Origin of the sequence: Bradyrhizobium monzae (assembly GCF_021458635.1) — a bacterium.
Lineage (GTDB): Bacteria > Pseudomonadota > Alphaproteobacteria > Rhizobiales > Xanthobacteraceae > Bradyrhizobium.
Map to the genome: position 1 here is coordinate 39703 of NZ_JAIRDQ010000007.1, position 25598 is coordinate 65300.

At 57.9% G+C, this 25598-nt stretch carries 23 protein-coding genes and 2 pseudogenes; 8 read left to right on the forward strand and 17 right to left on the reverse strand.

The genetic code is table 11. From position 1 onward, the window contains the following. Positions 1 to 82 precede the first annotated feature (82 nt). Together K3F49_RS24515 and K3F49_RS24520 are read right to left on the reverse strand one after the other, a co-directional pair. On the reverse strand, positions 83 to 1408 hold the full coding sequence (locus K3F49_RS24515) for a TRAFs-binding domain-containing protein (protein WP_234683516.1): 1326 nt from the start codon (positions 1406 to 1408) through the stop codon (positions 83 to 85). A 24-nt stretch (positions 1409 to 1432) separates the two neighbouring features. After that, complete coding sequence (locus K3F49_RS24520; RefSeq protein ID WP_234683517.1) at positions 1433 to 2017, reverse strand: hypothetical protein; 585 nt, start codon at positions 2015 to 2017, stop codon at positions 1433 to 1435. 307 nt (positions 2018 to 2324) lie between these two features. On the opposite strand from K3F49_RS24520, the gene K3F49_RS24525 reads away from it, so the two are divergent. Next, entirely contained in the window at positions 2325 to 3332 is a 1008-nt protein-coding gene (locus tag K3F49_RS24525; protein WP_234683518.1) for a TIR domain-containing protein, read from the forward strand. Between the two features lie 48 nt (positions 3333 to 3380). Here the strand turns inward: K3F49_RS24525 and K3F49_RS24530 are convergent, their stop codons facing one another. Then, positions 3381 to 5138 carry a tetratricopeptide repeat protein gene (locus K3F49_RS24530; RefSeq protein ID WP_234683519.1) on the reverse strand — a complete coding sequence of 586 codons (1758 nt, stop codon included), beginning with the start codon at positions 5136 to 5138 and terminating at the stop codon, positions 3381 to 3383. Positions 5139 to 5302: 164 nt separating this feature from the next. Between K3F49_RS24530 and K3F49_RS24535 the strand changes: the two genes are divergently transcribed. Further along, positions 5303 to 5701, forward strand: coding sequence for a TIR domain-containing protein (locus K3F49_RS24535; RefSeq protein ID WP_234683520.1), 399 nt, complete (start codon positions 5303 to 5305; stop codon positions 5699 to 5701). A 247-nt stretch (positions 5702 to 5948) separates the two neighbouring features. Here the strand turns inward: K3F49_RS24535 and K3F49_RS24540 are convergent, their stop codons facing one another. From K3F49_RS24540 to K3F49_RS24560, 5 genes and pseudogenes are all read right to left on the reverse strand, one after another. Next, positions 5949 to 6425 (reverse strand): hypothetical protein, encoded by a 477-nt coding sequence (locus tag K3F49_RS24540; RefSeq protein ID WP_234683521.1) that lies wholly within the window; start codon positions 6423 to 6425, stop codon positions 5949 to 5951. Between the two features lies 1 nt (position 6426). Beyond that, positions 6427 to 7368, reverse strand: coding sequence for a toll/interleukin-1 receptor domain-containing protein (locus K3F49_RS24545; RefSeq protein ID WP_234683522.1), 942 nt, complete (start codon positions 7366 to 7368; stop codon positions 6427 to 6429). A 274-nt stretch (positions 7369 to 7642) separates the two neighbouring features. Then, complete coding sequence (locus K3F49_RS24550) at positions 7643 to 7924, reverse strand: DUF6894 family protein (RefSeq protein WP_234683523.1); 282 nt, start codon at positions 7922 to 7924, stop codon at positions 7643 to 7645. Between the two features lie 597 nt (positions 7925 to 8521). After that, a pseudogene (locus K3F49_RS39670) lies at positions 8522 to 9432 on the reverse strand (nucleotidyl transferase AbiEii/AbiGii toxin family protein). Further along, positions 9416 to 10252 (reverse strand): type IV toxin-antitoxin system AbiEi family antitoxin, encoded by an 837-nt coding sequence (locus tag K3F49_RS24560; protein WP_234683524.1) that lies wholly within the window; start codon positions 10250 to 10252, stop codon positions 9416 to 9418. Before K3F49_RS24560 ends, K3F49_RS39670 begins: the two are co-directional and overlap by 17 nt. Positions 10253 to 10578: 326 nt before the next feature. On the opposite strand from K3F49_RS24560, the gene K3F49_RS24565 reads away from it, so the two are divergent. Continuing rightward, entirely contained in the window at positions 10579 to 10947 is a 369-nt protein-coding gene (locus tag K3F49_RS24565; RefSeq protein ID WP_234683525.1) for a hypothetical protein, read from the forward strand. On the opposite strand, the gene K3F49_RS24570 is transcribed toward K3F49_RS24565, so the two are convergent. Next, positions 10892 to 12223 carry a tyrosine-type recombinase/integrase gene (locus K3F49_RS24570; RefSeq protein ID WP_234683526.1) on the reverse strand — a complete coding sequence of 444 codons (1332 nt, stop codon included), beginning with the start codon at positions 12221 to 12223 and terminating at the stop codon, positions 10892 to 10894. The two genes, K3F49_RS24565 and K3F49_RS24570, sit on opposite strands and share 56 nt — an antisense overlap. 579 nt (positions 12224 to 12802) lie before the next feature. Between K3F49_RS24570 and K3F49_RS24575 the strand changes: the two genes are divergently transcribed. Next, positions 12803 to 13195, forward strand: coding sequence for a hypothetical protein (locus K3F49_RS24575; RefSeq protein WP_234683527.1), 393 nt, complete (start codon positions 12803 to 12805; stop codon positions 13193 to 13195). A 1019-nt stretch (positions 13196 to 14214) separates the two neighbouring features. Here the strand turns inward: K3F49_RS24575 and K3F49_RS39450 are convergent. From K3F49_RS39450 to K3F49_RS24595, 4 genes and pseudogenes are all read right to left on the reverse strand, one after another. After that, positions 14215 to 14398 (reverse strand): annotated as a pseudogene (locus K3F49_RS39450) (hypothetical protein). Between the two features lie 694 nt (positions 14399 to 15092). Next, positions 15093 to 15527 (reverse strand): hypothetical protein, encoded by a 435-nt coding sequence (locus tag K3F49_RS24585; RefSeq protein ID WP_234683528.1) that lies wholly within the window; start codon positions 15525 to 15527, stop codon positions 15093 to 15095. Positions 15528 to 15672: 145 nt separating this feature from the next. After that, positions 15673 to 16449 carry a lysozyme family protein gene (locus K3F49_RS24590; RefSeq protein ID WP_234683529.1) on the reverse strand — a complete coding sequence of 259 codons (777 nt, stop codon included), beginning with the start codon at positions 16447 to 16449 and terminating at the stop codon, positions 15673 to 15675. Beyond that, on the reverse strand, positions 16437 to 16889 hold the full coding sequence (locus K3F49_RS24595; RefSeq protein ID WP_234683530.1) for a hypothetical protein: 453 nt from the start codon (positions 16887 to 16889) through the stop codon (positions 16437 to 16439). Before K3F49_RS24595 ends, K3F49_RS24590 begins: the two co-directional genes overlap by 13 nt. A gap of 268 nt (positions 16890 to 17157) precedes the next feature. Between K3F49_RS24595 and K3F49_RS24600 the strand changes: the two genes are divergently transcribed. Further along, the gene (locus K3F49_RS24600; protein WP_234683531.1) at positions 17158 to 17391 is read left to right on the forward strand and encodes a hypothetical protein; all 234 of its coding nucleotides are present in this window, start codon (positions 17158 to 17160) and stop codon (positions 17389 to 17391) included. 418 nt (positions 17392 to 17809) lie between these two features. Here K3F49_RS24600 and K3F49_RS24605 read toward each other — a convergent pair whose 3' ends face one another. The 4 genes from K3F49_RS24605 to K3F49_RS24620 form a co-directional block, all read right to left on the reverse strand. Then, on the reverse strand, positions 17810 to 18139 hold the full coding sequence (locus K3F49_RS24605) for a GcrA family cell cycle regulator (protein WP_234683532.1): 330 nt from the start codon (positions 18137 to 18139) through the stop codon (positions 17810 to 17812). A gap of 39 nt (positions 18140 to 18178) precedes the next feature. Then, positions 18179 to 18355, reverse strand: coding sequence for a hypothetical protein (locus K3F49_RS24610; RefSeq protein ID WP_234683533.1), 177 nt, complete (start codon positions 18353 to 18355; stop codon positions 18179 to 18181). Positions 18356 to 18510: 155 nt separating this feature from the next. Then, positions 18511 to 18822: a hypothetical protein gene (locus K3F49_RS24615; protein ID WP_234683534.1), complete on the reverse strand. Its 312-nt coding sequence runs from the start codon at positions 18820 to 18822 to the stop codon at positions 18511 to 18513. Positions 18823 to 18986: 164 nt separating this feature from the next. Next, entirely contained in the window at positions 18987 to 19202 is a 216-nt protein-coding gene (locus K3F49_RS24620; RefSeq protein ID WP_234683535.1) for a dodecin family protein, read from the reverse strand. 698 nt (positions 19203 to 19900) lie between these two features. Between K3F49_RS24620 and K3F49_RS24625 the strand changes: the two genes are divergently transcribed. The 3 genes from K3F49_RS24625 (at position 19901) to K3F49_RS24640 (ending at position 25354) form a co-directional block, all read left to right on the forward strand. Further along, positions 19901 to 20143 (forward strand): hypothetical protein, encoded by a 243-nt coding sequence (locus K3F49_RS24625; RefSeq protein ID WP_234683536.1) that lies wholly within the window; start codon positions 19901 to 19903, stop codon positions 20141 to 20143. A gap of 67 nt (positions 20144 to 20210) precedes the next feature. Continuing rightward, positions 20211 to 20396 carry a PRC-barrel domain containing protein gene (locus K3F49_RS24630; RefSeq protein WP_234683537.1) on the forward strand — a complete coding sequence of 62 codons (186 nt, stop codon included), beginning with the start codon at positions 20211 to 20213 and terminating at the stop codon, positions 20394 to 20396. A 1445-nt stretch (positions 20397 to 21841) separates the two neighbouring features. Further along, a complete protein-coding gene (locus tag K3F49_RS24640) occupies positions 21842 to 25354 on the forward strand; it encodes a chemotaxis protein CheB (protein ID WP_234683539.1) in 3513 nt (1170 codons plus the stop codon). The last annotated feature ends 244 nt before the right edge of the window (positions 25355 to 25598 follow it).

Consider the following 25598-nt stretch of genomic DNA (forward strand, 5'->3'; position numbering starts at 1 on the left):
GTAATCAAGGTCGTGATCCGACCTTTGCGTGTTGCTTGGATTCGTGGCGGCCTGTACATTGCCCCAGCTGTCGGAATGGACGCTAGGCTATCCTGATCCTTTCAATGATTGCACAGAGCCGAGAACGCTTTGCGATATCGTCCACATGCAAAACGCTCGTCTCGAGGTCGAGAAGCACGCTTTGCACCTTCCAGGCAGCTTGCCCTTCGGCGATCACCTCATCGGCTAGCTCCTCCGCCTTGTCCGGATCACCGAGATCGAAGGCTGCGGCAAGCAAGGTTGGACGAAGCCACTCGTCGGCGACGTTCAAACGTTTGGCCCGTTCGCATGCGGCGATTGCCAACCTCAACGCTGTCTGCGCACGCTCTTCGTCGCCGGCTCTTGCGCGGGCGCGATACATTCGGGGCAGGTTGCTGGAGCAATAATAAGCGTTGAGATCAAGCTCCATGCCTCGTTCGTAACATTCGATCGCTTTGGCAAGAGCTTGACGTCTTTGGGACTCGGTTGCGGCCTCGACCTTGGCGAGGCGCTTATAGCGGCCACCCATTAAGCCCAGGCGTTCGGGCGTCGGCCCAGTCAAATCGATCAGCGTCTCAAGCTCGGCGATTGACTGCTCGCTGTTGCCTCCCTGGGCAGCTGCAAATGCGCGAATTTCCAATACTTCTGGCTCGTTCGCGAAATGCTCGGGGAGCCCTCGCGCATACTCGACTACGAGGCTCCAATCGGAAACGGTAATGACGCAGTCTCGAAGCAGGAGCAACAGGGCTAGCGCAATCGAGTAGGTCGCAGGCGTCCGGCCTTCCGTGGCGATCAGATCCAATGCCTGTCTCATGCGATCAGCGGCCGGCGCGGCACGAACCGCACGCACTTTGGTCTGAAAAGCCGCAAGTTCTGCGAGTTGATCGCGCATCGTCAATGCCTTCCGCGGATCGACATTCATCGGATATCCGGGGATCGACTGATGCATAGGCGAAATTCCAGCACACAGCGATCTAATATCGTCCTTAATTGCAGCCTGGATTGCGGCCGCCGTCGCGTCTGTGATATCGCCGTCGGCTAGCGGATATCGGATGGTCCGCATCTGAACAACGTCGAACAATTGCTTGGACCACTCGGCCGCGAGCAGGACACAACCCGTCTTCTGCGAGGCGTGGCGAATGCCAACCTCATAGTATACGTTTCCATTGGGAATCGTCATGTCGGCTAGCACGAGATCGGCAAAATAGAGCCGTTCGAGCATTTGGCTCACAATCAACGCGCCCGTGTCTTGATCGGCCCGTACCGGCTCGTAGCCCAGGGCCTTTATTGTCGGGACGTAGGCGCGATCCCAAAGCGCATTAAAATCGATCTCGGCCGGACCGCGTCCAGGCTCAGCCTGAGTCGCTTTGCGGCCATAGGGCATGATCATGAAACACGATGGCATTCTTCCCCTCTACCCCCAGAGTGTCCTCGTATCCAGCCAATAAATCCGCGAAGTTTTGCGCTGCGCCTCCTCCATGAGGTGATGCGCGCCGCCCGGTCCGTCGCCCCCCTCTCCATTCCATAGACAGATGAAGGCAATCTTTTCATTACCGAACCGGCTCGCTTGCTTGAGCATCCATTGATTGTTGCGCTCGTAAGCATTCTCATCTGCCGGCAATGGGCCCAGCTCATCCGGCATGATGTGGAGTTGTGCTCTCGATTTAACCGCGAGATACCGCTCGTGCCAATTGCCTTCAGCGAAATCCACTGAGTTCGCAAGAAAGGTTGTCTCCTCGAACGGAATATAAAGTTCAAGCCGCATGCCTCGCGCGAGGCAGGCCTCGGCAAATATCAGATCGCCTCCGCAAGCGCCCCCACAGATCGCAAGGTCCCCTCGCTGAACACCAACCTCCGAAAGGGCGGTAGCGATTGCCGCGGCTGCGAAGGGCTCTTTGTTTGAAGGAAACCGTGGTGTCTTTCGATCAGGCGCGTCGATCATATGGCCGCTGAAAAGCGCGACCGTTCTCGGAGGTCTGCCGGGTTCTGATGTGGACATCGCGTCACCTCAACCATTTGAACCCCGCCACCCCGGCGCACCCGGCAATTGTAAGCCAAGTGCCGGTGGGGTCAACATGCGAGGCGAGATGTGAAGAGCGCCACGGCTGGGACGACTCCAAGGGAGACATCCGCATGGCGGTGGAGGGGCGCGACGCTCTCTGGTAGAACTATCGGGGTCCGGCGCCTGGAAGCTTGCCGATGACCGGAGCGCGGAAAAAAGCTGCCATGCAATGAGTGAGACCCGAGACGCGTGGAGTTGAGCTTCGTTGAACCGAAACGTATCAGAGCAAGCGGAGTGAATTCGCATGCCTATCAAGCCTTATCTGTTCGTCGCATACGCCAGGGAGGATCTAGCGCTCGCACGCCCGCTCGTGGATGCGGTCAGAGAGGAACTTGATTTCCGTTCCTTGCCAATTCAGTTGTGGATGGATATCGCTGATCTTAAGCCGGGCGAAGAATGGAACGCCTCGATCTCAGAGGCGCTCACGGCCGCAATTGGTTTTTTATTCTTTCTGTCGCCGCGCTCGTTGCGCTCCGATTGGGTTCGACGGGAGGTCGAGATTGCCGCGAGCGTACCCGGTCGATTGATCATTCCCGTTATTCTGCACGAGCCTTTGCCTTTGCCCCCCGCCCTGGCATCACGGCAGTGGCTACGGTTCGTCGGACGACCAAGCAAAGAGGATACAATCAAGGCCGCCACCGAGATCGCGGAGGCTGCTGAAAGGTATCTGCGCGCAAGTCCAACGCCATCGCCTGTTGTGAGTAAGGCTGAGGCGCCGGTCATTGCAGCGAAGCTTGCAGGTGACGTGCGCTCTTCGGCGGAAGTGCAGCCGCCACAAGGCTCCCCTAAAGCCGTGTTTGTCGTACACGGGCACGATTTAGGGCCGCTGACACTATTGGAAGACTTTCTCCGTTCGGTCAGCGTGGAAGCGATTGTTTTGTCCAGGCGAGACGAATCGCCTCAGTCCTTATTCCAGAAGTTCATGACGGTTGCGGGCCGCGCGCGATTTGCGATCGTTCTCCTCGGCGCAGACGACTACGGAGCGTCGCGTCGCCAGTATGATACATCGGGCGTTGGCGACCGGGCACTTCAATTTCGGGCACGACAAAATGTACTTTTGGAGCTTGGCTTCTTTTATGGAAGACTGGGCTGGGAGAACGTCTTCGTCGTCTATAAACATCCGGACGCTGTTTTCCCGAATTTCGAACGCCCCTCCGATCTGGACGGCGTCGTCTTTGACACCTTTGAAGACCCTAAGTGGCAGACAAAACTGCAAGCGAGATTGTCAGCGGCCGGCTTCGAGCCGAAATGAACCCATCGAGAAAGCTTCGGGTCCATTCAAAGGAAATTGAGCTAAGCTCTACTGCCGGCGAGCCCGCCTAATTGCCTCCAAACGGCGCGCGTGTTCGCGCAGCTTTGTAGCTCGTTCGCGCGCCTTTTCCGATTTGTCGGCAAGTCCAGTGGCGGCCAGCTTGTCGGCAGCTTGATCACACCTGCTGGCTAAGTAACTGAATTCCAAGGCCCAATGCTCGAGTTGATAGCGCCAGAGGTGCTGTCGATGGACGAGCGGTCGCAGTTGAGGGATGAGTTGCCGGAGTATTCCAAGGCCACTCCTTTGTGGGCTTGGTGGGGGAGCCATTGATAGTCCCTCCTCGACGCGCTCCATCGTGGCCCGCGCAATGTCCTTGGCTTCCGCCCTGCGACGCGCGATTGCCTGAACCAACCGATGCACGGTCACCGCCTGGACGCCATCGTCGAACGGCTCATGTTTGACGAGCGACAGCTCGGCTAGGACCGCGATCGCTTCGTCTCGCTTGTCAAACGCTTGAAGGAAGTAGATTGGAATGCGCACTGGCGCGCAATAGCCTAGGAACGCCATAACCTGTCCGGCGGCGCTGCAGCGATCCTCCGCCTCACCAATGGCCAAGTCGAATGTAACAGCGACGCTGCGTGGATACATGACGTCTCGCGGCGCACTGGCTATAAGTGTCCAGGCGCTCGACGCATATTCGGCAAAGCCCATTTGCGTACGTTTGCAATAGGCTCCGGCGTGGTCAAGAGCCAGTGGAAGATACCCCAGCGCCTCCGCAAGTAATCGCGCACCAGCCGCATCTTCACGGGCTGCGCGGCTCTGAAGGAAAGTTACGGCTTCGTCAGGGGACAGGACCGTCAGCGCCACTTCATCAGCGTGGCCGGTCCAGTCCGAGAATCGCGACGTGATCAGGACGCGGGCGCCGGCAGACGGCAACAGTCCCACAATTTCGTTCGGGCTCGCCACGTTGTCGTAAACCAGCAGCCAATTCGCGCGGTGCTCGGCAAGCCGCTGGAGCGCGGCTTTTGCCGCCTTTTCCGTATCGGCTGCCTCTGCCTCCGCGAGTCCTAGCGTGACCGCTAGACTTGCAAGCGCTGCCAACAGATCTGCCCGCGTCTCGGCAGGACACCAGCAAACGCCAGCATAGAGTTCTCGGTAGCGATACGCATACTCAACGGCAAGCGATGTTTTTCCGACACCACCCATACCCTGCAGCGCAACCCGACCAATACTTTGCGTGACAACCGCGGGCTTACCATGGATCAAAATCGCGTCGAGACGATCAAGCTCGTCGTCACGGCCAGTGAAACTTGGAACGCGTGGAGGAAGCGCAATAAATGGACGTGGAGGAGGTGGTGCTGACTGAGATTGGCGTTCGGCGGCGGCAATAATGCGGCGCTTACGCTCGTCGCGGTCCTCGATCCCCACAAGATCCTGATAGGCAACGTCAGCGAGAAGCCCTTTCATCGGGGCGTCATCGCAACGAAGCACCACAATACTTCGTTCCCCTGGCTCGCTCAGCCGCTGTGCCTCGAAACTTGTAAATTCCTTCCGGCAATAGGGCGAGCGCTCGTAGTCGCTCGAGAATAGAACTATAAGGTCGCGTGCATCCCTGACGCTCTCATGCATCCTTTCGATTACGCTGTCACCGAGCCGGAAATCGTAGTCTTGAACGACGACACGATATCCATGCTCGGTCAGAACATCGGATACTTCACGCGCAATTTCTGCGACCGCCCCTCGACGACTCAAAAAGAAGTCGTATTTGTATCGGCGGCGATCCTTACCTGCCATCGGGACGTCCATCTTAGCCTTCCGCCCATTGAGTTCGCAAAAGCATTCTGATCAGCACTCGTCAGCCATACCAACCTTTGATTGAAAACAAGCAAGAGATTGGTAAAGTCTGATTTCTGACAGAGGATCTTGCGATCGGCTTGATCAGTTAGTGATGGGCTCTAGTGGAGATGATGATGCCAAAGAAGGTTGTATTTATTAGCTTCGACTACGATAACGATTCTCACTATAAGAATCTATTGTTGGCTTGGGATAAGAGCCGGGAGTTCGATTTTGAGCTATATAACGGTTCGCTGAAGGAAGCCATCAATAGTACAAACGCCACCTATATCAAATCAAAGATCAAGCCCCTCATTTCAAAGGCCACGCACGTTTTGTGTATCGTGGGCAAGAGTGCTGCAAAGAGTGATTGGATCAATTGGGAGGTCCAAACGGGCGCCGATCTCAAGAAGAAGTTGATTGGCGTAAAACTCGAGAAGGCGTTCGACAGTCCAAAAGCACTGCTGAACAACGGCGCGAGTTGGGCACTCTCGTTCAACTTCGATTCTATCAAGAAAGCTGTGGAAGCAGCTTGATCTCACTGATTCTGCAATCGCAGAATGCGCTTGATCCAGCTCAGACAGCATATCTCGATGGATCCCAGCACCGGAAACGGTGCGGGATCAATTTGCCTCTGGGATGCTCAGTCGAACACGACGCGGCAAGGCCAACGATCAATCCCGACAGGACGGGTAGCATTCATTATCGCCGAATGTCTCGAGGCAGCCGAGCGGGCGCACGGAGAGCACCTTCGGTCAATGATCCCCACCTAGGGCAATGATTTCAGTTCGGCCTCGACTCGAGATCAATGAATTTCAGCGTTCGCTTATTGTGCCCGTCTCCGACTACGATCTGCCACCGACTGAACCCAATCGCCAAACTCGGTTCGCAGGCAACAAGCCCTCTTTGAAGCGCGACAAGCCGATTGCTACCAGGCTGACGGTTCGCTCGCGCGCAAATGAAAAGCGAGTCATCGCGGCGGACGATCATACCGGGCACAGCCCAGCGCCCTGCCGCGTCAAAAACGCGCGTTTCATCGACTTCGATCCGGACATCCGGGATGAGAATTCCCTTGTAGTTGGTGTTCGCCTGACAACCAAAGGCCTCGAATTGGTCGCGGTCATCCAACAGGATCGCCGTTGGCTCGGTGTCGACCATCGTGACCAGAATTAAGTGATCGTATTGATCGACAGGCAAAACGAGGGTTAGCCCTCTGGCGGAGGCAATATGCCCCACGCTGAATTCATCTGGTGAGAGCATCTCATTTTCCCTGCAATCGTTCAATTAACATGGACCAGTAGTATTCGGCCGCTCCCTCTTGCGACAGATGGCTTTCAGTGCTCCGCTGCATTCCGAGGCTTTTGAGATAGAGATCGTGTTCGTCGCTTCGAATGGATAGCGATTCGTTCATCGCGTTGCTTTCCGTGCTTTCGCTTGCGAGATAAGCGATGCCGTCTGCGCCGAGACCACCAATGAAAACGGTGCAGCGGGAGATCGCTCGGCCGTTCTTGTAGACAGCGGCAGTGAATCGGTTTGCATCGACGCGGCGGAAGCCCGTTTCGATGCCCGGGTTGCGACGTTCCAGCTCCTCAAGCGAATTCTCGAAAAACTTCGCTATATAATCGAAACTCTCGTGCTTGAACCGATCCCGGTCGCGGTCGGTGAACTCCTTTGCAAGCCGTAGGTTGCTGGACCGGGGGGTGGATGCCCTTCTCGCCTGCGAACTCGCGTGCAGCGGCACCGGCTCGGGGGCCGAATGTCGGGGTTCAACGCGATTTGCGGCTGCGCGAACGGCCTTCGCGACCTCAAGCAGGGCATGGTCTCGGTCGGGATACTGTGTAATCGGCTTGCCGTCGGGTGGCGTGGCGTTCAGCTTCCCGAACGGCGCGCCGCGCCAATCGCAAGCGCGAAGGATGACGGGAATGACGATGGCCTCTCCGGCGTCGTGCCGATCCATCGCCCGCTTCATTTCGCTTTCGTAACAATAGTCGGAAGCAAGGAAATCCGAGCTGACGAGGAGCAGGATGATATCGTCGGTCTCGATATGTCGATCGATTTCTGCGGCGAAGTCCTGGCCGGCGCCGATGCGTCGGTCATGCCATACTTCGATAACTCCTTGACGTTTGAGAACGGAAAGCTGCTTCTCGAGCTGATCGCGCAAGACCTCGTCAGCATGGGAATACGAGAAGAACAAGCTTGCCATGACCTCTCCACGAGCGCGAGTCCGTTCGCCTGCCTGCGGCAGATTTCGGAGTTTCACAGCACAGATTGCGAATGACAGCGAACGTCTGTGAACGGCGGCGGATTTTCGTGGGAATGATTATAGCAGAGTTTACCAAGCAGAAGTAGAAGCCCTGAGTGGACGATTGGGGACAAGCATGGATTCCACCAAGTGCGCGATGCGAAGGTTTTTCTATGGTAAATCTGGCAAAAAATTCTTCCGCAGCCGAAATATGCCTGTTCCGATTCATCTCCGGCTATAAATCGGCCTCCGGAATTGCATTTCGATCCCAACCGAGGCGCTGTTCGATCACGAAGTTAACTATTGTCTCCAATACTGGGCCCCGATCATCGCGAACTTCAACTGCCATGCGATGCTGTGGCCCGCCTCTGCCGCATTCTCGCAATATCTCCGAGAGCGCAGCAGTGGCCTCCTGTCGCGCAGACTCGATGTCCGGCAGCTCTACACCTTCATCGTCACGGATGAATTGACTGCCGTCGCGGATATCAAAATAGTATCTCTTCATCGCAACGAACAACTTTTGCTTTCCCAGACGATCTGCCTGTGCGCTTGAGGTTCTTCTGCAGGGTCCAGCGCCAAGCGTTTCCTGCAGCGTGAAGACAGGAGGTGTCTTGTCTTAGATCAAGGCAAGCGGGATCGAGCAAAGCAGCGCGATCCGGCCGCAGTCGGTTCCAGGCTCGTGATTGGGCATGCAACGCTCTCGATGACATCAAACGAGAGCAGCAGTCTCTGCGTCAACGCTTAGCCAGCCAACACAGGTAGATTATTATTTGAATCGAGTGCACTATTCCTGCGGTTTGCTGCGATTAGATGCAGTTTTCTAGCGCTCTGAGGGGGCCCCTCGTCGCTCTGCAGCGAAGAGGTCGATTGAGGACTGAGACCCTTGAGCGTCGCGTTTTGCGGGGAAGCTTAACCTCGGGGTTCGGATATGGTCGCGGAGCTTCGTCGCGACTGGGACACGTGGAGACACGCCTAGAGCGATCAATGGTTGTTTAAGTGGCTCTAGAGTGACGGAAGAAATGGCGGACCAAAGCAGATAGGGTGCAGCTGCGGAGCTGTCGGAGCGAAGCGCAATGAAATCAATCCACAAATGGCATCAACCATCGAACAAGCCTTAGGTGGAAAGCACCTTCTCCAGGGCTGCCACAAGTTCGGCGCGGCGCTCCTTCGTCAGCTTGTTAAGGTTTTCCTGTCGCCATTTAATAGCAGGCAGGCCAGCCGCGCTCGGGAGTTCGATCAGCTTCCAGTCGGGCTCACCACGCTCGAAGGACAAGAGAAACTGCTTGTGCGGGTCGGGCATGCTGCCAACGACGTCGGTGATCAGGACTTCCCGTTCCTGAATGAGCTCCTTGAGCGTCACCGCTTCATCGGTCATGCCGACGAAACCACGGTTAAAGTCGAAGGTCATATCTTTACGGCGCGCCGTTAGCACTTCATGCACCGGTCGTGTATGGCATTCGAGGTAAACAATGAACGCCCGGCGCAAGGCATCATCCACCCCTTCATTTTCGTAAAGGTCGCGTGTGTCGAAGAAGTCACGCGGATGCTGGCGGTCGAGTGCTGCGACTATTTTGCCGGCGTAGAGATCAGCGAACGAAAGAACCGGCATTTCGGCGAAGCCGAACGTTTCCTCAACCTTTCGGTCACGCTTTTGGTTTCGGGATTGTGGATGCTACCGCGCAAAACCGGAGTCACGTCGATCTTGGTTGTCGCGCCGTCAGCGCGAACCAATAGATGCGTTCGTGAGCCTTTTTGGCCTTCTGCAATGGTCGAGCCTTCGATGGTATTCTTCGCGCGCTCAGCGATGCGACCCATCGCGGCGTCGATTGCAGCAAGTGATTCCAGGTAAGGCTGTATCGGAAGATAGGTGAGATCGATGTCAACCGACAGGCGCGGCATATTGCGCAGGAAGAGATTGATCGCCGTACCACCCTTGAGCGCAAAGCATTTTTCTTCCGCGACGATCGGCAAAACGCGGAGGAGCAGAGCTACCTGCCGGCGATAGCTTTCAGCGAATGCTATCAAGATCCTCGGGCACGGTGATACGATAAGTCTTGTCGAGCTTGCCGCCTTTAATCAGCATGCGCTTGCCTTCCCCGAGATCAAAGGCCTTCCGGTCGAGCCGCTTGAGCCAGGCATGTTGATGGCGATCCGCAAAGAAGAAGAATAGCCGCTTGACCTTCACGCTCCGGCATTCGGTAAGCAATGTCTGCAAACGTCGCGGGCTGAGATTGACAAGGCTCTGCATCAGCATATCGGCCTGATGGAAGCTCTCGTGATTTGGGAGCTCGTCGAGTAGTTCGAGAATGGCTCGCTCCGGCGTCGATACTGCAAGTGGCCAATCCCACTGGCCCCATTGTTGGACTATCCAGTTTTCATTGGGGCCGCTTGCGGGTTCGTTTTTGGCCTGGCCGAGATTCGTAAGAGGTTCGAGCGGTAAACCGTGGCGAAAGAGCTTGCGATCGTTGTGGTAGAGAAATTGAACATCGAGACTAAGCTTGTTCAGCCACTGCGGCGGTCGTTTGGGGCCGTAGAGATGAACCTGTCTGATGTTCTGAACCAGATAATGGGCGTATCCTTGTCCTTCGAGCGCCGTACGTCCGCCGACAAGCAAGGGATAAGAGAGTATTGCCTGGAGTGAGATGACCACTTGTTGCCAGGAAAGAGCACCACGAGGCCGGCAGTAGACTCCACGCGTCGGCTGCTTAAGCCAGCCCGCACTCACATAATGACTGAGCAATTGCCGGGAATAGCCGCGGGTTCTGAACCATGCAGCATCGACAAGAACTCCCTCGGGAAGCTCTCTTTCGAGACGGTTCAAGAATCGCTCATTTTGTCCAGCCATATTTGACATTATAGCACATTTTCAAACCAAGTTCCGGTTTGAAAAACACCCTTTAAGACAAGCCACACTAGACAAACGGTCGATATTGTAAACCGCCAGGAGTGGCTTTCCAAAGGCGATCCGACGTTCGGAGTGGTTAAAGGAACCGATTTGAATCAGCGGACGGGCAAGAACGGCGCCGGGCATAGTCCAGATCAAATCGAAACGGCCCTTCCTTTTTCTACGCCGCAGCAACCCAGCAGCCATATCTGCGCACTCGATTTCTTTCTTGCTGGAGCAGCCTACGATCTTATCGCCTCAGACCGACCGTGGTTCGGAACCGAGGAATGAGCGGCAAGCACGAAAAGACTCCGATCGAGGCCTTAGGGTCGCCGAGCAGTCAGAAAATGCCGTCTGCCACGAAGCGCCGTCGTAAGAACCGTGGCATGCCGCCACCGGCGACATTCGATATCGATACGCTGCCGGGTAGCTCTAATCTGACCGCAATAGAGGCGGCCGCGGTCATCCGCCGCACACCCGGAGCGCTGGAGCAGTGGCGGCGCGATCCGAACCACCCGTTGAAATGGCGCTACGTCGATGGCCGGCCGCTCTATCGTGTTGATGCGGTGCGTGAATACCTGACCAGGTGTGGCAAAATTTCTAAGACGCCTCAGCCGCATAATGCTCACGGAGACGGCCGAGGAGCTCGGCCTTGATCGGGTCAAGCGGATTCGTCCGCTGAAGGCGCACGATTTTGCCGACCCGTTTCGCGCCGACCAATTCGGCAATGTAGTCGTGGGCCGCTTCGAACGCCATCTTGCGGATGATCCACTGTTCGTCGTGATTGTAGACCTGATCAATTCCGTTTGGCTTTTGCCCAACACACAGCCGCTGGATTTCGTTGTCGTAGCCACAACGCGACATGATGGTGCGCAAGCTGCGCCTTAAGTCATGCATGGTGAACTTAGCGACGGTCGCTTCCTTGACCAGGCGATTGACCATCTTGGTGAACCCGGACATCTGGCCGCCGGTCTTTGGTGACGGGAAGACATAGTCGGAGGTTGCCCGCTCGAAATGTTTCGCAGCCGTGAGCACCTCGTCAACCAGGTGAGTGCGCGGCACATCGTGGTGCAGCCCCATCTTGGTCCACGCCGCATCGAAGGTGATGCGGTCATCCATGATGTGCTTTCGCCACTCGATCATCGTAGGCTCGCTGCGGCGCGGGCCCCCGAGCAGGCACATGCGTACCAGGAGACCGAAAGCACCCAGCTTGCCGGATGCATCCCAGACCTTGATGATTTCCTCGTCGGTCAGCGCGCGGCCCTTCGTTCGTCGTCCGACCCTTTGCGCGCGGGTTTCCTTGGGCGCGCGATAGCCCGCGAGCACGTTGTGCTCGAGATAGCCCTCGCCGACGCACCATTCGAGGAAGGTATGCACGTGCTTGCGCAAGTCCTTGGCTGCACCCCGCTTGCCGGTCTTGGCAATCTTGTCCACCGCGGCCATGATCTGCCGTCGCGTAAGGTCCCCCACCCCGCCCTCGGCATGATCCCTTAGCCCGCGCCGCAGCGCCGACAGTGCTGGCTTCCAGTTGACGACTTGACGTTCGGTCAAGGACGTCTGGTAAGGACCATCTTCAACAATGAGCGTGGCGAGCGTGGTCCGCTGTTTCTCGGCTGCCTGTTGCCGCCTCGCCTCGCGCTTCGCGTCGTTCGGGTCGAACCCCTTGACGACCTCGCCTGCGGCGATGGTGGCTGCCTTTCGCGCGGCCTTCTCATTATATTTGGGCCAAGCGCCGAGGGTCTTGCGCTGGGTCCCCCTCACCCCTGGCTTGGTGAAGAGGTAGACCCAGGTCCGGCCGCCGGTGGCGCGCATGCGCAAGGCGAGACCCGGCAGCTTGTCGTCGTGGAGATAATGCTGAGCCTTACCCGGCGGCAGCGTTGCGTTGCGGATCACCGCATCGGTGAGTGTCAGCTCGTTGGTTCGCTCCGGCATGATGCCTGCACTCCCTGTCGACGTGTGCCCCGTAGCTGCCCGGATCATCCAAGCGAAGAGAAAGTGATCATTGACTTTCCTTCGCTTTTTCCGCCTCGGGCACACCAGCATGGAAGGACGGCCCTTTGTGAACAGAGGGGCATAGATCCTCCCCGTTTGTGTGCCCTAGGGGAAGATGACGCGGGGGCACAGCGGGGGCATACAAAATGTAGTTTGTTAGGTATGGCCTATTGTGGTCAACTGTGACTAAAGCTACTGTCTCTCAGTGGCTTATCTGATTTTTACTATGGCTGACTCAGGTCGGCTAGGGCCTATATGTTGTGGTTCACACGGGAGAGGTCCAAGGTTCGATCCCTTGTGCGCCCACCATTTCAATGACTTAGTGAAACTAATTCCCTCCGATGTGCCCAAAAAATGAGAGAATCAATATCTAGTACCTCGGTGCTGATGGCGCGACTGGTTAGACCAGCGTACAAAATCGTAGCGAGGGAAATCACCGACACAACGGAGCACTATTTGTCTCTAGTATGAGAGCAAGAACGTGCAGCGGATCATCGCTCGCAGAGTAGTCGCACACCGATGGACGCCAACTTTACCTCGCTCATGGTCGTGCCCGACGTTTGGGTTCAAACCCTTCGAGCGGAAGGCGGCGCGCTATTCCGCATGAAAGGCATTCTCGGGCACACGACCAATCTGATCATTTCCGATGCGGGCGCCGCCAAAGGCCTGCCAATAGAAGTCGGCTTCTATCGAGGGATACAGGACTGGAAGATACCGGACGTGCCGAAAGAGTCGCCGGGCTTCATCAGCTACAGCCCGCAGGATCAGTACAGCGACCGCGCGTTCCTTACCGCCCGATGTTCGATGACTGAAGTAACGTATGACGATGCTTGGCGCTGCGTCCGCCAGCGCGGCTACGACACCTGCGAAATCTCCGCGGAAGTCACTCCAGTTACTTTGGGCGAATGGTAGTTTGGCATGCAGATGGTGGGCGGACCTCCAGATAATGGGCCGGACTCTGCATAGGGTTCTTCCGATCGTTGTGATCGCGTTGGCGATGCAGATCCTCGCACCTATCGCCGCGTGCTGGTCACCGCGACCAGTATTGCGGATCCGCTGCAGTACGCTCCGATTTGTCACGACGCCTGCCCAAGCGCACCGAGCGACCAAGGCGGTCCCTCTGCATACGATGGCGCCTGCTCGATCTGCTGCCTGATCCATGCCGCCGCGTCGTCGACAGCCCGAGACCTACTATCGCCTCCGCGGACCGGTTTCAGGACGTTTCCTGGCCGGAGGCCGCGTTTGATCTTTCATCGTCCCGCATCGGATCAAACGCGCAAGCGCGCGCGTCAGTCTTCATAAGGCTAACTCTCAACACAACACCGCGGCTCCCTCGGCAAAGTCGGTCTCAAATGGATTCGGACAATGAGCATTTAGCTCATTAACCAAGCAATCAACGCCGCCTTACTCCGGGCTCATTCGCCCACGAGGCTCGTTGACCTCCTCTGGATCGGGCGGCAACGTGATTAGGACTGTCGCACTTGGAGTGGTTTGCCTGGTGGGGCTCGCCGGTATTGCGGCGTTCGCAAAGAGGCCGAGTCCGCCGCCTCTGCCAGAGCTTGTTTTTCCTACAGTAGCGACAAATAAGTCCGATCGGCTTCAGATAGGCCGACCCGAAGAAACGCTAGCAAACACCGATAGGGTAGAGGTCGTTGACACGCGTCCAGCCGAGCCCCAACTCGAGGTTCAGGCACCAGCACGCGAAGCAACTAGGCCAGCGCAGCCAGAATTCATTCCTCGGCACTGGCATGATCCCCATGATCTGAAGGCCAAGGCGGTAAAACCTAGCCGCACAAAACAGGCAAATAAGCGCTCGCCGGGCGCGCCAAACCGGATCACGTTGTTGCCGAGGTGAGAAGCTGCCGCTACGAGGGGCTAGACCCACTTTTGCGCAAGCTCAACCTGTCACCACCCTGTAACCCTTGATGTCGCTATCGCTGATGTCCGAGACCGATCCCGAGCGACAATGCCTTCTGGCGCAAGGAGCCTACCGTTCTTCATTGCTTTCGACACCTTTGATACCGGCGTGCGTGATTTCGAATACGCCTTCAGCACCTTGATGTCTGGTGCGGTATATGGCTTACGAGCTGGCCGGTTCTTCGTCTTCTTTGCCACTTGCGCTCTCCTGTGATTCGAAGAGCGCTTGATATCATGAGCACCGCCACCTTCAAGGGAACGGATGCGAACGATCGTTATCCTGTGATCAATCGCTACATCAGCGCAGGTTGAAAAGGCTTCTTACAAGCTGGCCGGACACTACGTCCGTGAAAGACAATCTGGTCAGTGGCGCAACTGGCGCTGTATTACTTGCGACCGGCGGGGTTAGCACCAATGGTGGCTGGTTAGCCGCTATCTTTGCTCCATGGCGCTTAGCGATCTTCCGCTTACCTTGATCAACTCCACTTGGAATACTTGGAGCCGGTACCGCACGGGATTGCGGGGATGCCGGCTCGCTTGGGCGTGCTTCCTCTACTAAGATTGGAGTCGGTGAGAGACTTGGCGGTGGCACTATCGTTGGCAGATTCGTGTCGATGACGGTTCGTTCGGGCGGCTGTTGCAATGAGGCTATCCGAATAACGGGGCGGTTGATCTCATCACCGGTTGGCTCTGCCAAAGATTGCGGAAGGAACCAGTTTGCCACGAACAGCAACACAAGAAGCGATGTCCCGACCCAGGCTAAGTACCGTCCGATAGGCATAATCCTCTCCGCCACAGTAACCTGAAGAGCAAACGCCGTAATTCCTCACGGTCCGTAACTGAACGTGGTTACTGCTCGAAATTGCTGCTCGCACACAATCCGCGGGCGATGTTACTGCGTCAGAAATCTATATGCGACAATCAGTGCCACCATGCTCGCGAAAATCAGCAGTGCCGTAAGCGATTTTCCGATCATTGGCCTCGTCGAATGGTGCGAAGCCGATAGACCGGGCTGAGGTTTAGGCCCTCTCTGGGACCGCACGCGTTTGTCCCCTGTCGTTGGTGTGCGAGCCTTTAGTTCCGGCGCCGCGCCCACGCCTCCCATCTCGCTGTAATAGGCGCTGTAGACCTCGCGAACGGCCAGGGCCGTGGACTCGGCCTCGCTCATCGTCTCAAGTCGGGTTCGATAGTTCGTCAGAAAGATCTGTGCGTTTGACGGAAGGTCATCGAAACCACCGAGCTTGGCCATCATGAGCCAAGTGGCAAAATCCGCCTCGGCCTTCGTGCGAGCTCTCTTGGCGATACTGGTGTTGGAGCTAGGGGACATGGTGGTCCGATTGGCGAAACCTGATAATCTGCACCTATCTCTTCAAGCTGAGATGAGGATTGAGTGAAACGACGGGAATTTATTCCAGTTACTGTGGCGTTGTTGGTTTGTCCACGGCATTCGCGAGCGCAGGGGACGTCTCGCTTCACGAGCGCCCCGCCGATTTGCCTACTGCCATCTTGCGATCGGCCCAGCTCTTGATATCGCCGACCGTCATCACCTTGAGGAACGGATTGGCGTTGACCAACTTTTCGCGCGTGGTCCGACCTGTCACGTCAGCGGCGGCCATGAGGGAAGCAGCATCGACAGTTTCTGCACCGGACAATAGCGCCACGGCGCCTGCCGGTCCCGCGAAATGGGCAAGGTAGAGAGAACCGGGCGTAATCGGCAGACCGCGCTTGTTCAGCATCGCGGCATATTCCTCGACCAGCCGTGCGGTGATCTCTCGCGCAAGCTCGGCATCTCGCCGCAAGTCCAACACCTCCTTGTCGCTGCGGCCCTGGATCAGATCGCGTCGATTCCTTCGGACGGCTTCGAGCCACGTATCATCGAGAAACTGGGCGGCGCCAGCCGCGCTCGACCGCTTATTTCTTGCATTCGGGTCACCATTGGACTCGGCTATGATAATACGCTCGACCAACGCCTCGGCGACCGTCGTGTCGATCGGTTTCCTGTTCAAATGAGCGTCGCGAAACAAGACAAAACTTGCGACAAAAGCTAGGCCGAACGCCACTCCAAGAACGAGCGTGATGGATTCCGCCGACAGCCAGCCCCGCGCGGCGACAACGGACCCTCGTTCGTCCGGGCGAGGTGGCCGGATTTCGTCGGCGCGGCCTGTTTGCTCTAACCCATGCGCGAGGAGCCGCGGGTCGCCGGCGGCCATCTCGCCGATAGCGAGCAATCGTTGGGCTAGGTCTGGCATCCCGTTGTCAGGTTCAATGCTTTGAGGAGGCCATCGAAGGCACCTGGCCGGCAGGGCTTGACCTCCACGACCGTTTTGGCGCGGTTGGCATTCGCAGTTGCCTTAGAAGTTCCCATCCTGGGCCGAGGCCTGGGCAGCATGACCGCGGAGTTATCGCTGCGCTTGTGTTCCTCGATGATCGTCGATGGCTCTTGTGCAGCAATCGCTGTTTGGTCCGGCGGAGGCATCGGTTCGCTCGAGGAAACCGGCGGCGGCGACGCTTCGAATTGGATGTGCGGGATTTCGAGCCGGTCGGCTGTCGTCAGCGTATCGTTTGAGGTGCCTAACCCGACGGTCGCCTGAGCGGGCGGCTCGGGCACAGGCTTTGTCGTGCGCGGCGGTGTCTTGAACTCCATCACCGCGAGCGTACCGAGGCCAACAAGGACGAGAGCCACTCTCATTTGATTTCACGCTCTCCGAACGGGAAGCCTCGCTCAAAGCCTGCCGGAAATGAGGTCCCGAAGATCGGAGAACGATTGCGAACGCGCAATACGGCGCCTTGGCGGCAGAAATGGACCCGCTGGCGCGGTCACGGGAGAAGATCAGAGACAAGGTTAACGCGAGGCTCGCGAACTGGCCTGCGACAGCAAATACTTCCGGGCATCATCGGCCTCGAACCGGCGTGTCCGGAAACTAACGTTTGATGCAGACGCGAAGCTGCTAGAGGGCATGTATGCGCCAACGCAGTCAGAACCTGCGCTGTTCACCAACGATCCCGAAGCACTCCTCTATGGGGGGTTTGCGACCTTGGGCATTCTCGGCAAGGTTGAAACGGCGCCTGGTGAAAGTGAATATCAGCAGACGGCGCTTCCCCCAGCCGAACAACAGCTCCTAGCCGCCGCGGCGATACAAAACTTTGAAACCGGACTCGCTGAAACGGCGGGCAACGAATCCCGCAGCTAGCACGGTGCGTTCCACGTGTTCGAAGCTCATTTCGGAGATCTTCTGCCCGCGTAAGAGGAGAAGTCTTGGAGGGAGTGTTGATCGACAAACTGCTGCTACGAAAAGGTCGCCACACGAGGCGACCTTTGTTCATCGTTCACGGCTTCCCTGGGGCTGCGAGAGAGAGTGTGCGCACGTCGGGTGGGGAACGTCCGCTTTGCGCCGAGCGCTGCCGCTCCGGCAACGTGCTGCTGGACCCATCGCGACAAATCTAGCAGTCCTCGCTGAGGTCTGTTTTCGGAAGCAGAGCCGACGTGTTTTGCTTGCCGAGTATTACGGCTCGTGACCCGAAGTAGACGGCTGGGAAGGTATACGACAGCCGAACCCGTCGAGCTGGGCCAGGCACTGACGGGAGCGCAACGACGTTCGTGGTGAGCTCTTAGCCAGTGTTTCTGACCGCCTCAGTCAGAATGGCGTAAAGCTCCTGCTTGCTGAATTCCTTGGGCTGCTGCCTCTCTGCTGTACTCAACGACGCCTTCTGTGCGACTGGACGGGCCCAGGCTGCCGACGACGTCGGCCTCAGCTTCGGGGGCGGCCTTATCTTGGGCCGTGCTGTGGGCGGCTTGTGGCCGCGCTTGAGGCTCAGACGGGTTAGCATGCCGCAGACGGCGTTACGACTGCACCCGAGACGGCGTGCAATCTGCGCCGCGCTCTGTCCTGCGGACCAGAGCTTTTTGAGAAGCGCTATGTCTTTCGCACCCCAACCCATCGCAGATATTATAGCGCCGACTGCCAGACACGGGCTAGTCTAGTCTTCGTCCGGCTCGCGCACGACCGCTGGTTCGTCAGCATCATCTTCCTCATCCTCGTCTTCGTCCGTCTCGTCTTCATCGGGATCCCGGGGCGGCATCGCGATGCCCATAAGCGTGAGCGGTGTCCAGCCGATCGCTGTGGTGGAAAATGCTTCGCAGGTGTGTTGCTTCATGTCGTTGCTGCTCCTCGAAAAGCACGCGCAGTCGAATATTCCTGACGGGCGGGGCGCGCATGTCCACGGCGCGATCATGCAAACGCGAGGGGGACATCAGGTCGATTACGTGAGCAAAGGGCCGGCACCAGCCACGCATCTGATGACGTTTGCGGCTACTTCATGCCCGAAGACCCATTAGGCTCTATGTTCACTAAAACCTCGCCGGTGGTGACTTCGGGAACTCCAAGATCGAGGTCATGTAGACTTGCCTGAACAAACGCCAGTATCTTGGCGTTCGCTGCGTTGGCGCTTTCGCGGTCGTCAAATATCATCACGGCGATACCAACGCCGTCACCCGCATCCAGCACATGGTAAGATCTGAATCCCTGCGATTGCCTTAGGATCTCACCGACGCCGCTCTTGGCGCGACGAGCGGCGTCCGCTACCGAACGAACCTTGGTGTACTTGCGAATGACCATGTACATGGGGCCACCACGCGCCATACGCCCCCTCGCATCAAAGCATATCGGTGCCTGTCGGACTAGGGCCAGCTCGCGAGGTGGGCCACAGCGTCCGGTTGGGCGGACCGCGCAACGCGCCTTTCCCAATGAGCCATCCTCGCCCCGCAAGTGGGGCGAGGTGCTGAGGCTCAGGAGCCCTCGAACTTGAACGATACGTTGAGCTTGGCGCGATAGGCTTCGACTTTTCCCTTGTCATCCAGTTGCATATCGAGCTTGACGACCTCTGCAACGCGAAGATCTCGGAGCGATTTTGCAGCTTGCTCGACCGCATTGGCGGCCGCCTTCTCCCATGAGTCGGTGCTGGTACCGACCAGTTCAATGACCTTGTAGACGCTATCGGACATGTCGTCCTCCCATTCAGGAAATCTAGCATCACGATCTCGACGCTGATACGTCTCGGGATGCCGCGGAAAAGGGTCCGCTTCCCTGTTTGACCCCAAAAGCACTCGGGCGGCCTTCGTCGGCTCGAGCTGCACGAGAGCGGGACCTATGTCCGACTCTTGAAGACAGGGGCCGCCAACTGAGGCGCCGTAGGAAACGAGGCCCGGCATTGGAGGCTAACCCAACCGGACCTCGCAGCCGTCCATTCCCCTGGGAGGGGACTCGCCGGCCACGATTAGCTTGCATAGGGTTCCCTGACACGGACCTTACAACATCAATCGACGGGCCGCCCCATAGCGGCCCTTTTTGCGTTTATCCGGACGGCCATCGGCCTCGGGCGCGCCGATGTGATCGCTGTCCGACGATCAACACCGCGATGACGATGATCCCCATGGCGTCAACTACGAGTGCGTAGGTCTCATATGGCAATAGCCGTTCCTATGTATGGCCAAGCGCCGGCAGCCTAATCGAGTCTCGATTTCCGCTCGGTTCGCTTTGCGACACTGGGCAGCGCTTCGCCTCGCCGGCAGCCATCGGGCGGACCGTTTGCATTCGGGGACCGCTGGAGCGCGCCGTCTGTGCGTTGGCGCGTATTTAGTGACAGGAACCTTGGGGACCGCGGGCAGTTGATCAGCCATTCCCGACAAGCGGAGTTTTTCCCATGCGCGAGAAGCGCAGGCTGGCAGCGCCAGCAGCGTTCGCCCGCACCACCAAGGCATCGATTGCTCCCCTGAGGACCGGTTATGCCTTAATCGTCGACGGTCATGTCAAGGCGACCTTCGCGGCAAAAGCGAGCGCCCTGGAAGCTGGCACACAGATGAAGAACCGATTCCCTCGGCTTCAGGTCAAGATCTACGACGCCGAAAACAAGCTCAGCGAGGTGGTTGAGATCGCCCGCGTTTGACGCCCCGATCGGCGGCCCGTGTGGAGTTGGCACCATGAACGCCTCAAGCACAGGCGACAAACGAGCCATGAACATCCTGCGCGAATTGCAAGAGGCCGAGAAAGAGTTAGTCGGCAAGGCCGTCGTCTTGACTGACGGCAAGGCTGGCACAATCGATGGCGTCTTCCTCGATGATGAGCATGGGCTCCGCATCTCGATCGCGGGGCATGAGGGTCGGTGGCCGATCTCGACGGTGAAGCAAATCGAGAGCTGATCGCCCTGCAGCCTCAATCGATGACGGAAGGGTCGTCGGGCCGAATTAGACGCGGTGCCGAGTGGGCCGCGTTATCGATTGAAACGGCCCACCGGAAGGCCGCCAACGCTCGCCTGGCCTGATCCGGAGATCATCCTCTGTCGTCCAGTCTTTGCGGTCACCGCGGCGAGCGGCAGGATCACCTACCCGATGGTGATATGAGCCACTCGACTATGTCGGACGCAACTTTGGTCTGTCGGGACTTCCTAAGCAGACTGTCTCGTTTGTGCCCGGGTGGGAAGGTCTCGGCTTCGTCGCTCAACTGCCGGGCTTCTATAGCAAGCCGTACCTTCAGCGAGGTCTTTGGTTTGAACCGGAGGCGCTTCATTGATCGATCCCCATCCGTGAACCTGACTCATCGATAAGAACTCGCCGCAGCTGATAAAGGTTCATGAACGCCCGATGACGTTCATTGAACTTTAGCGATTTGACCCCGCCCGCGAAATTCTTATCTTCGGCGCATGCGTATGGCGTATGAGACTATGCGTGGCCACGGCCGGCAAGCAGGTCCCATCGGGGCCGGACTGCTGCGCGTTTACCCTGGCGTCACAGGAAGGCGGATGACGCCTGAGAGTGAGACCTATGTCGGAGAACGTGCCGCCGAGATTGTCATTTCACTTGCTGAGGATCGCCCCGGTTTCGTTCGCCGCTCCTCTTAATTAGCCAAGTCCTCGTTTCCGGCAAGGATTGGCAAGCCTCCCGTTGAGTCTCTGTCCACAACCTCGTCCAATATCGGGGATGAACTCCTCAAACATTAGGCCTTCTTCAGCCCCGCCCGTTCGGCGCGATCGGGCGGCAAACCTCTTTGCGACGAGCTCGCAACCTTGCGCGTTCGACTGTCCAGTCAAGATGAAAAGAAGCGGTACCGGGAGCAGACCTCGGCACGATCAGCGGATGCCGGATTGCCAGTGTATTTGGTCGATTTGGACGGCTGAGCAGGTAAAATGCTCGATATGATCCATCTGCAGCTTCAGGCGATGCAGCTTTGGGACCCGACGCCACGCCGGTATCTAGGAATCCGGCGCCTGGGTTTGCGGAATCCCAAGAATAGCCGCTGGACAGCCAAAGCTCAGTTTGCGGCTCAAGGATGAATCGTCGAGACTGCCAAACTGAAGCATTTGGCTGGTCGATATTTCCGGCCAATGTAACGCTACCGGACTGCCGCACCTTGCGAGATCGGAAGCAATGAATTCATGCGCGAATTCATCGGTGAGGTAGCAGCGCCTCGGACCGCCGGCGGAAATGCCCAATGGCCAGGATATCGCGATGGCCATAGAACGCATAAACGTGGAACCCACGCTTGGGGCTTTGCTTAAATCCCTGCGAAATCAAACTTTTCTGACCGAACCCGTGATAAGGTTAGCCAAATACTGGTCTCGACCGGACGCAGTGCTGGGGACCGCGGGATGGCTGACATTAGTGACCAGGATGCGAACGAAGTACCGGCACGGAGTGCCACCACGCCGGTCATAGTCGGCATTGGCGCCTCCGCCGGCGGCGTCAACGCGTTACAGCTTCTGTTCGGTGCGCTGCCCGCGAAAACCGGTGCTGCCTTTGTCGTGGTGGTGCATCTCGATCCGGATTTTCGCAGCGAATTGCCAAACATCCTGGCTGCGCGTACACATATGCCAGTCTCCCAGGTCGGAGATCGCGTCCCGCTGCAAGCCGACCACGTTTACGTCATTCCACCCGACCGCCGACTGCACATCACCGACCACGAAATAGCGACTGCCGAGTTCGAGGAGCCCCGCGGCAAACGAGCGCCGATCGACTTGTTCTTTCGATCTCTGGCGGAACAGCACGGGGACGGTTGCGCTGTTATCTTGACCGGCGCCGGGTCCGATGGCGCAGTCGGCGTGAGGGCCGTCAAGGAGTCCGGTGGCATCATCCTCGTGCAGGACCCTAACGAGGCCGAATTCCCGTCGATGCCGCGCAGCGCGATTGCGACCGGGATTGCGGATTTTGTACTGCCGGTGCGCGATTTAGCTCAACGCCTGACTGAGCTGGTGCGCGAGAAGCGTGATGGCAGGCCGCAGCTGCATAATTTCAACGACGAACTGCTGCGGCGCGTCCTCGCGCATGTGCGGAATCGAACGGGGCATGATTTTTCCAAATACAAGCGAGCGACTATTCTGCGCAGGATCGCGCGCAGGATGCAGGTCACGAGAGCTGAAAATCTGAACGACTATTACGGCGTGTTGCGTGACAACACCGACGAAGCGCAGGCCCTGTTGGGCGACCTGCTCATTTCGGTAACTTCTTTTTTCCGCGACAAGGAAGCGTTCCAGACACTTGAACTTCAGGTCATTCCACAAGTGTTTCACGGGAAGCTGCCCGATCGTCCGATTCGTGTCTGGATCCCTGGCTGTGCCACCGGCGAGGAAGCCTATTCGGTCTCGATGCTGCTGCTGGAGCAGGCCTCGCGAGAGGACATCAGGCCGACAATTCAGGTCTTTGGCTCGGACATAGACCCCCAGGCGCTCGCCATCGCGCGAGAAGGCCGGTATCCCCTGGCCATCGAAGCTGACGTCAGCGAGGATCGTTTGCAGCGCTTTTTCGTGCGAGAAGCGGATGGTTATCGTGTTCGCCAGGAACTGCGCGACGTGGTGCTGTTCGCCAGTCACAGCGTTCTCAAGGATCCGCCGTTTTCGCGCATCGATCTGATCGCGTGCCGCAACCTCCTGATTTATCTGGATCGCGAACTGCAAGAGCTGGCGTGTAACACTTTCCATTATGCGCTCAACCCAGACGGATTTCTGATGCTGGGCACGTCCGAGACTGCCGACAATCCGGGTGGACTGTTCCGTACTTTCGACCGGAAGGCTCGCATTTATCAGTCGTCGGCCGCCCCTGGCGAACTGCGTCTGATGCCGCGCTTGCTCGGGAACGTGGGGATGCTGCACGAGCATCCTGCACATCTGATAAGGCCGCCGAGCCGGACCGCACTGCTCAGCGAGGTTGCCTTGCACCGCCAAGCACTCGAAAAGCTGGCTCCGCCCAGCATTCTGGTCGATCAATCGCATCGGGTCTTGCACATGTCCGATCACGCCGGCCGCTTTTTGCAGCCGGCCGGCGGCCCCTTGACCGGCGACGTGGTCGATTTGGTGCGGCCGGAACTCCGGTTCGAGTTGCGCACAGCTCTGCACCGGGTTTTTGAAACCTCGCAATCCTGGCTAAGTCTGCCTATCCCTGTTCAGTTCAACGGCTCGCCGCACCGTGTCCTAATGCACGTGAAACCGGCGGACGATCACAATGATAGCGGGGACCGCAAGGCATTGGTGCTGTTCGTTGAAGGTGGGGTGGTCGAGCTCGGCGCCGAAGGAGTCTTCTCGCAGAGTGAGGCCGCCGCCGAACTCGTCACCCGGCTGCGGGAAGAGCTTTTGCAGACGCAGGCACGGCTGCGAACGACGCGGGAGGAGTCGGACAGCGCCAACGAGGAATTGCGCGCGGCCAATGAAGAGCTGCAATCCATCAACGAGGAATATCGTTCCACTTCCGAAGAGCTGGAAACCAGCAAGGAAGAGCTGCAATCCATCAACGAAGAGTTGCAGACCGTAAACAGCGAGCTCAAGCTGAAGCTGGAGGCTGTGTCGCGCGCACACAGCGACCTCCAAAACCTGATGGCAGCGACCGATTTCGGGACCTTGTTTCTCGATTCGAGCTTACGCATTAAACGTTTTACGCAGCAGGTGACCGAGCTTTTCAGCATCACGCCGAGTGACGAAGGCCGGCCGATCTCGGATTTCGCACACAAGCTAGAATACGAGGGCCTGGTCAAGGACGCGCAAGCGGTGCTCGCCAACCTCGCCCCCATCCGGCACGAAATTCGCAGCCGCGAGGATCGCTGGTACGACGTTCGTCTGCGCCCATACCGCACCGTCGAAAACAGGATCGACGGCGTCGTTCTCACTTTCGTCGATATGACAGACCGGCGTCATGCGGAAGATGCGCTCAGGTTAAGCGAGCGCAGGCTTCGCCAGCAGATCCAACTCGTCGAGCTCTCGCGCGATCCCATATTCATCTGGGATATTGACGGCACAATCGTTGAATGGAATCGCGGCAGCGAAGAACTGTATGGCTACAGCCGCGATGAGGCGGTTGGAAAGAGGAAAGACAAGTTGTTGGACACGATCGTACCCGGAGGATCGTTCGCCAGGTTACGGATGAAATTGTTGGACGAAGGTAGCTGGAACGGCGAGTTGAAGCACAAGACCAAGGATGGCCGGCAATTGACCATCGAAAGCCGCATCATCTTGGAAACCATCGAAGGTCGGCAGCTCGCCCTTGAAAGCACCCGGGACGTGACTGAACGCAAGGCGTGGGAGGAGCAACAAAAATTATTGCTTGGCGAACTGACACATCGCGTCAAGAATACGCTGGCGGTTGTGCAGTCGATCGCGCATCAGACCCGGCGCTTCAGCAAATCGTACGACGATTTCACCGACCGCCTGGATGGCCGCCTCTCCGCGCTGGCCGAGGCTCATTCGCTGCTGGTCGACTCCGACTGGAAGGGGGCCGATCTCGGGACGTTGGCGCGCAGGCAGCTCGACCCCTATGTTTCCGGCAATCCTGGCCGGGCCAAGATCGCAGCCGAACCGGTCATCCTGCCTGCCGATCTGGCAACGCCGTTCGGGCTCGTCTTCCATGAACTGGCCACCAATGCTGCCAAGTACGGCTCGTTCTCACAGCAAACCGGGACCGTGGATCTGAGTTGGACCGTGCGCACCCAGAGTGCTCAACGGTTTCTGACGGTGGTCTGGCGCGAAAGGGGCGGTCCGCCTGTCACGCCACCGACGTCCACCGGCTTTGGAAGCACGCTCATTGAAAAGGCAATACCGAACGCTACGGTCCGACGTGAATTCGGCCCTGCGGGAATCGTCTGCATGATCGAATTGCCGCTCCCAAGGATTCTCTATTAGGTTGACCGGCGGCGCCTCGGATACGTGGCCAAGATTGCAACCCGGCCGGCGTCATTTGTTACAACATTTTTCTGCATCCTCGTCGCCCCCATCAGGCGTCTGGACCGGCGATGCCGGCCGCCGCGCCCACCGAGGCGACTCGTTCATAAATTCAGGACGAGCACAGAGGCGAGAACCGTCGAGAAGATGAACAGTCCGGCAATGGCGATCTTGAAAACGAGGTCGGCTGTCAAGCTACACCTCA

Coding starts and splice junctions, on each gene's coding strand:
- K3F49_RS24640 (WP_234683539.1), top strand. CDS start 21,842: ATGGCTGACATTAGTGACCAGGATGCGAACGAAGTACCGGCACGGAGT.
- K3F49_RS24625 (WP_234683536.1), top strand. CDS start 19,901: ATGCGCGAGAAGCGCAGGCTGGCAGCGCCAGCAGCGTTCGCCCGCACC.
- K3F49_RS24590 (WP_234683529.1), bottom strand. CDS start 16,449: ATGCCAGACCTAGCCCAACGATTGCTCGCTATCGGCGAGATGGCCGCC.
- K3F49_RS24600 (WP_234683531.1), top strand. CDS start 17,158: ATGTATGCGCCAACGCAGTCAGAACCTGCGCTGTTCACCAACGATCCC.
- K3F49_RS24630 (WP_234683537.1), top strand. CDS start 20,211: ATGAACATCCTGCGCGAATTGCAAGAGGCCGAGAAAGAGTTAGTCGGC.
- K3F49_RS24620 (WP_234683535.1), bottom strand. CDS start 19,202: ATGTCCGATAGCGTCTACAAGGTCATTGAACTGGTCGGTACCAGCACC.
- K3F49_RS24570 (WP_234683526.1), bottom strand. CDS start 12,223: ATGCCGGAGCGAACCAACGAGCTGACACTCACCGATGCGGTGATCCGC.
- K3F49_RS24585 (WP_234683528.1), bottom strand. CDS start 15,527: ATGTCCCCTAGCTCCAACACCAGTATCGCCAAGAGAGCTCGCACGAAG.
- K3F49_RS24560 (WP_234683524.1), bottom strand. CDS start 10,252: ATGGCTGGACAAAATGAGCGATTCTTGAACCGTCTCGAAAGAGAGCTT.
- K3F49_RS24545 (WP_234683522.1), bottom strand. CDS start 7,368: ATGGCAAGCTTGTTCTTCTCGTATTCCCATGCTGACGAGGTCTTGCGC.
- K3F49_RS24565 (WP_234683525.1), top strand. CDS start 10,579: ATGAGCGGCAAGCACGAAAAGACTCCGATCGAGGCCTTAGGGTCGCCG.
- K3F49_RS24515 (WP_234683516.1), bottom strand. CDS start 1,408: ATGATCATGCCCTATGGCCGCAAAGCGACTCAGGCTGAGCCTGGACGC.
- K3F49_RS24520 (WP_234683517.1), bottom strand. CDS start 2,017: ATGTCCACATCAGAACCCGGCAGACCTCCGAGAACGGTCGCGCTTTTC.
- K3F49_RS24610 (WP_234683533.1), bottom strand. CDS start 18,355: ATGAAGCAACACACCTGCGAAGCATTTTCCACCACAGCGATCGGCTGG.
- K3F49_RS24530 (WP_234683519.1), bottom strand. CDS start 5,138: ATGGACGTCCCGATGGCAGGTAAGGATCGCCGCCGATACAAATACGAC.
- K3F49_RS24615 (WP_234683534.1), bottom strand. CDS start 18,822: ATGTACATGGTCATTCGCAAGTACACCAAGGTTCGTTCGGTAGCGGAC.
- K3F49_RS24575 (WP_234683527.1), top strand. CDS start 12,803: ATGGACGCCAACTTTACCTCGCTCATGGTCGTGCCCGACGTTTGGGTT.
- K3F49_RS24595 (WP_234683530.1), bottom strand. CDS start 16,889: ATGAGAGTGGCTCTCGTCCTTGTTGGCCTCGGTACGCTCGCGGTGATG.
- K3F49_RS24535 (WP_234683520.1), top strand. CDS start 5,303: ATGCCAAAGAAGGTTGTATTTATTAGCTTCGACTACGATAACGATTCT.
- K3F49_RS24605 (WP_234683532.1), bottom strand. CDS start 18,139: ATGGGTTGGGGTGCGAAAGACATAGCGCTTCTCAAAAAGCTCTGGTCC.
- K3F49_RS24540 (WP_234683521.1), bottom strand. CDS start 6,425: ATGCTCTCACCAGATGAATTCAGCGTGGGGCATATTGCCTCCGCCAGA.
- K3F49_RS24525 (WP_234683518.1), top strand. CDS start 2,325: ATGCCTATCAAGCCTTATCTGTTCGTCGCATACGCCAGGGAGGATCTA.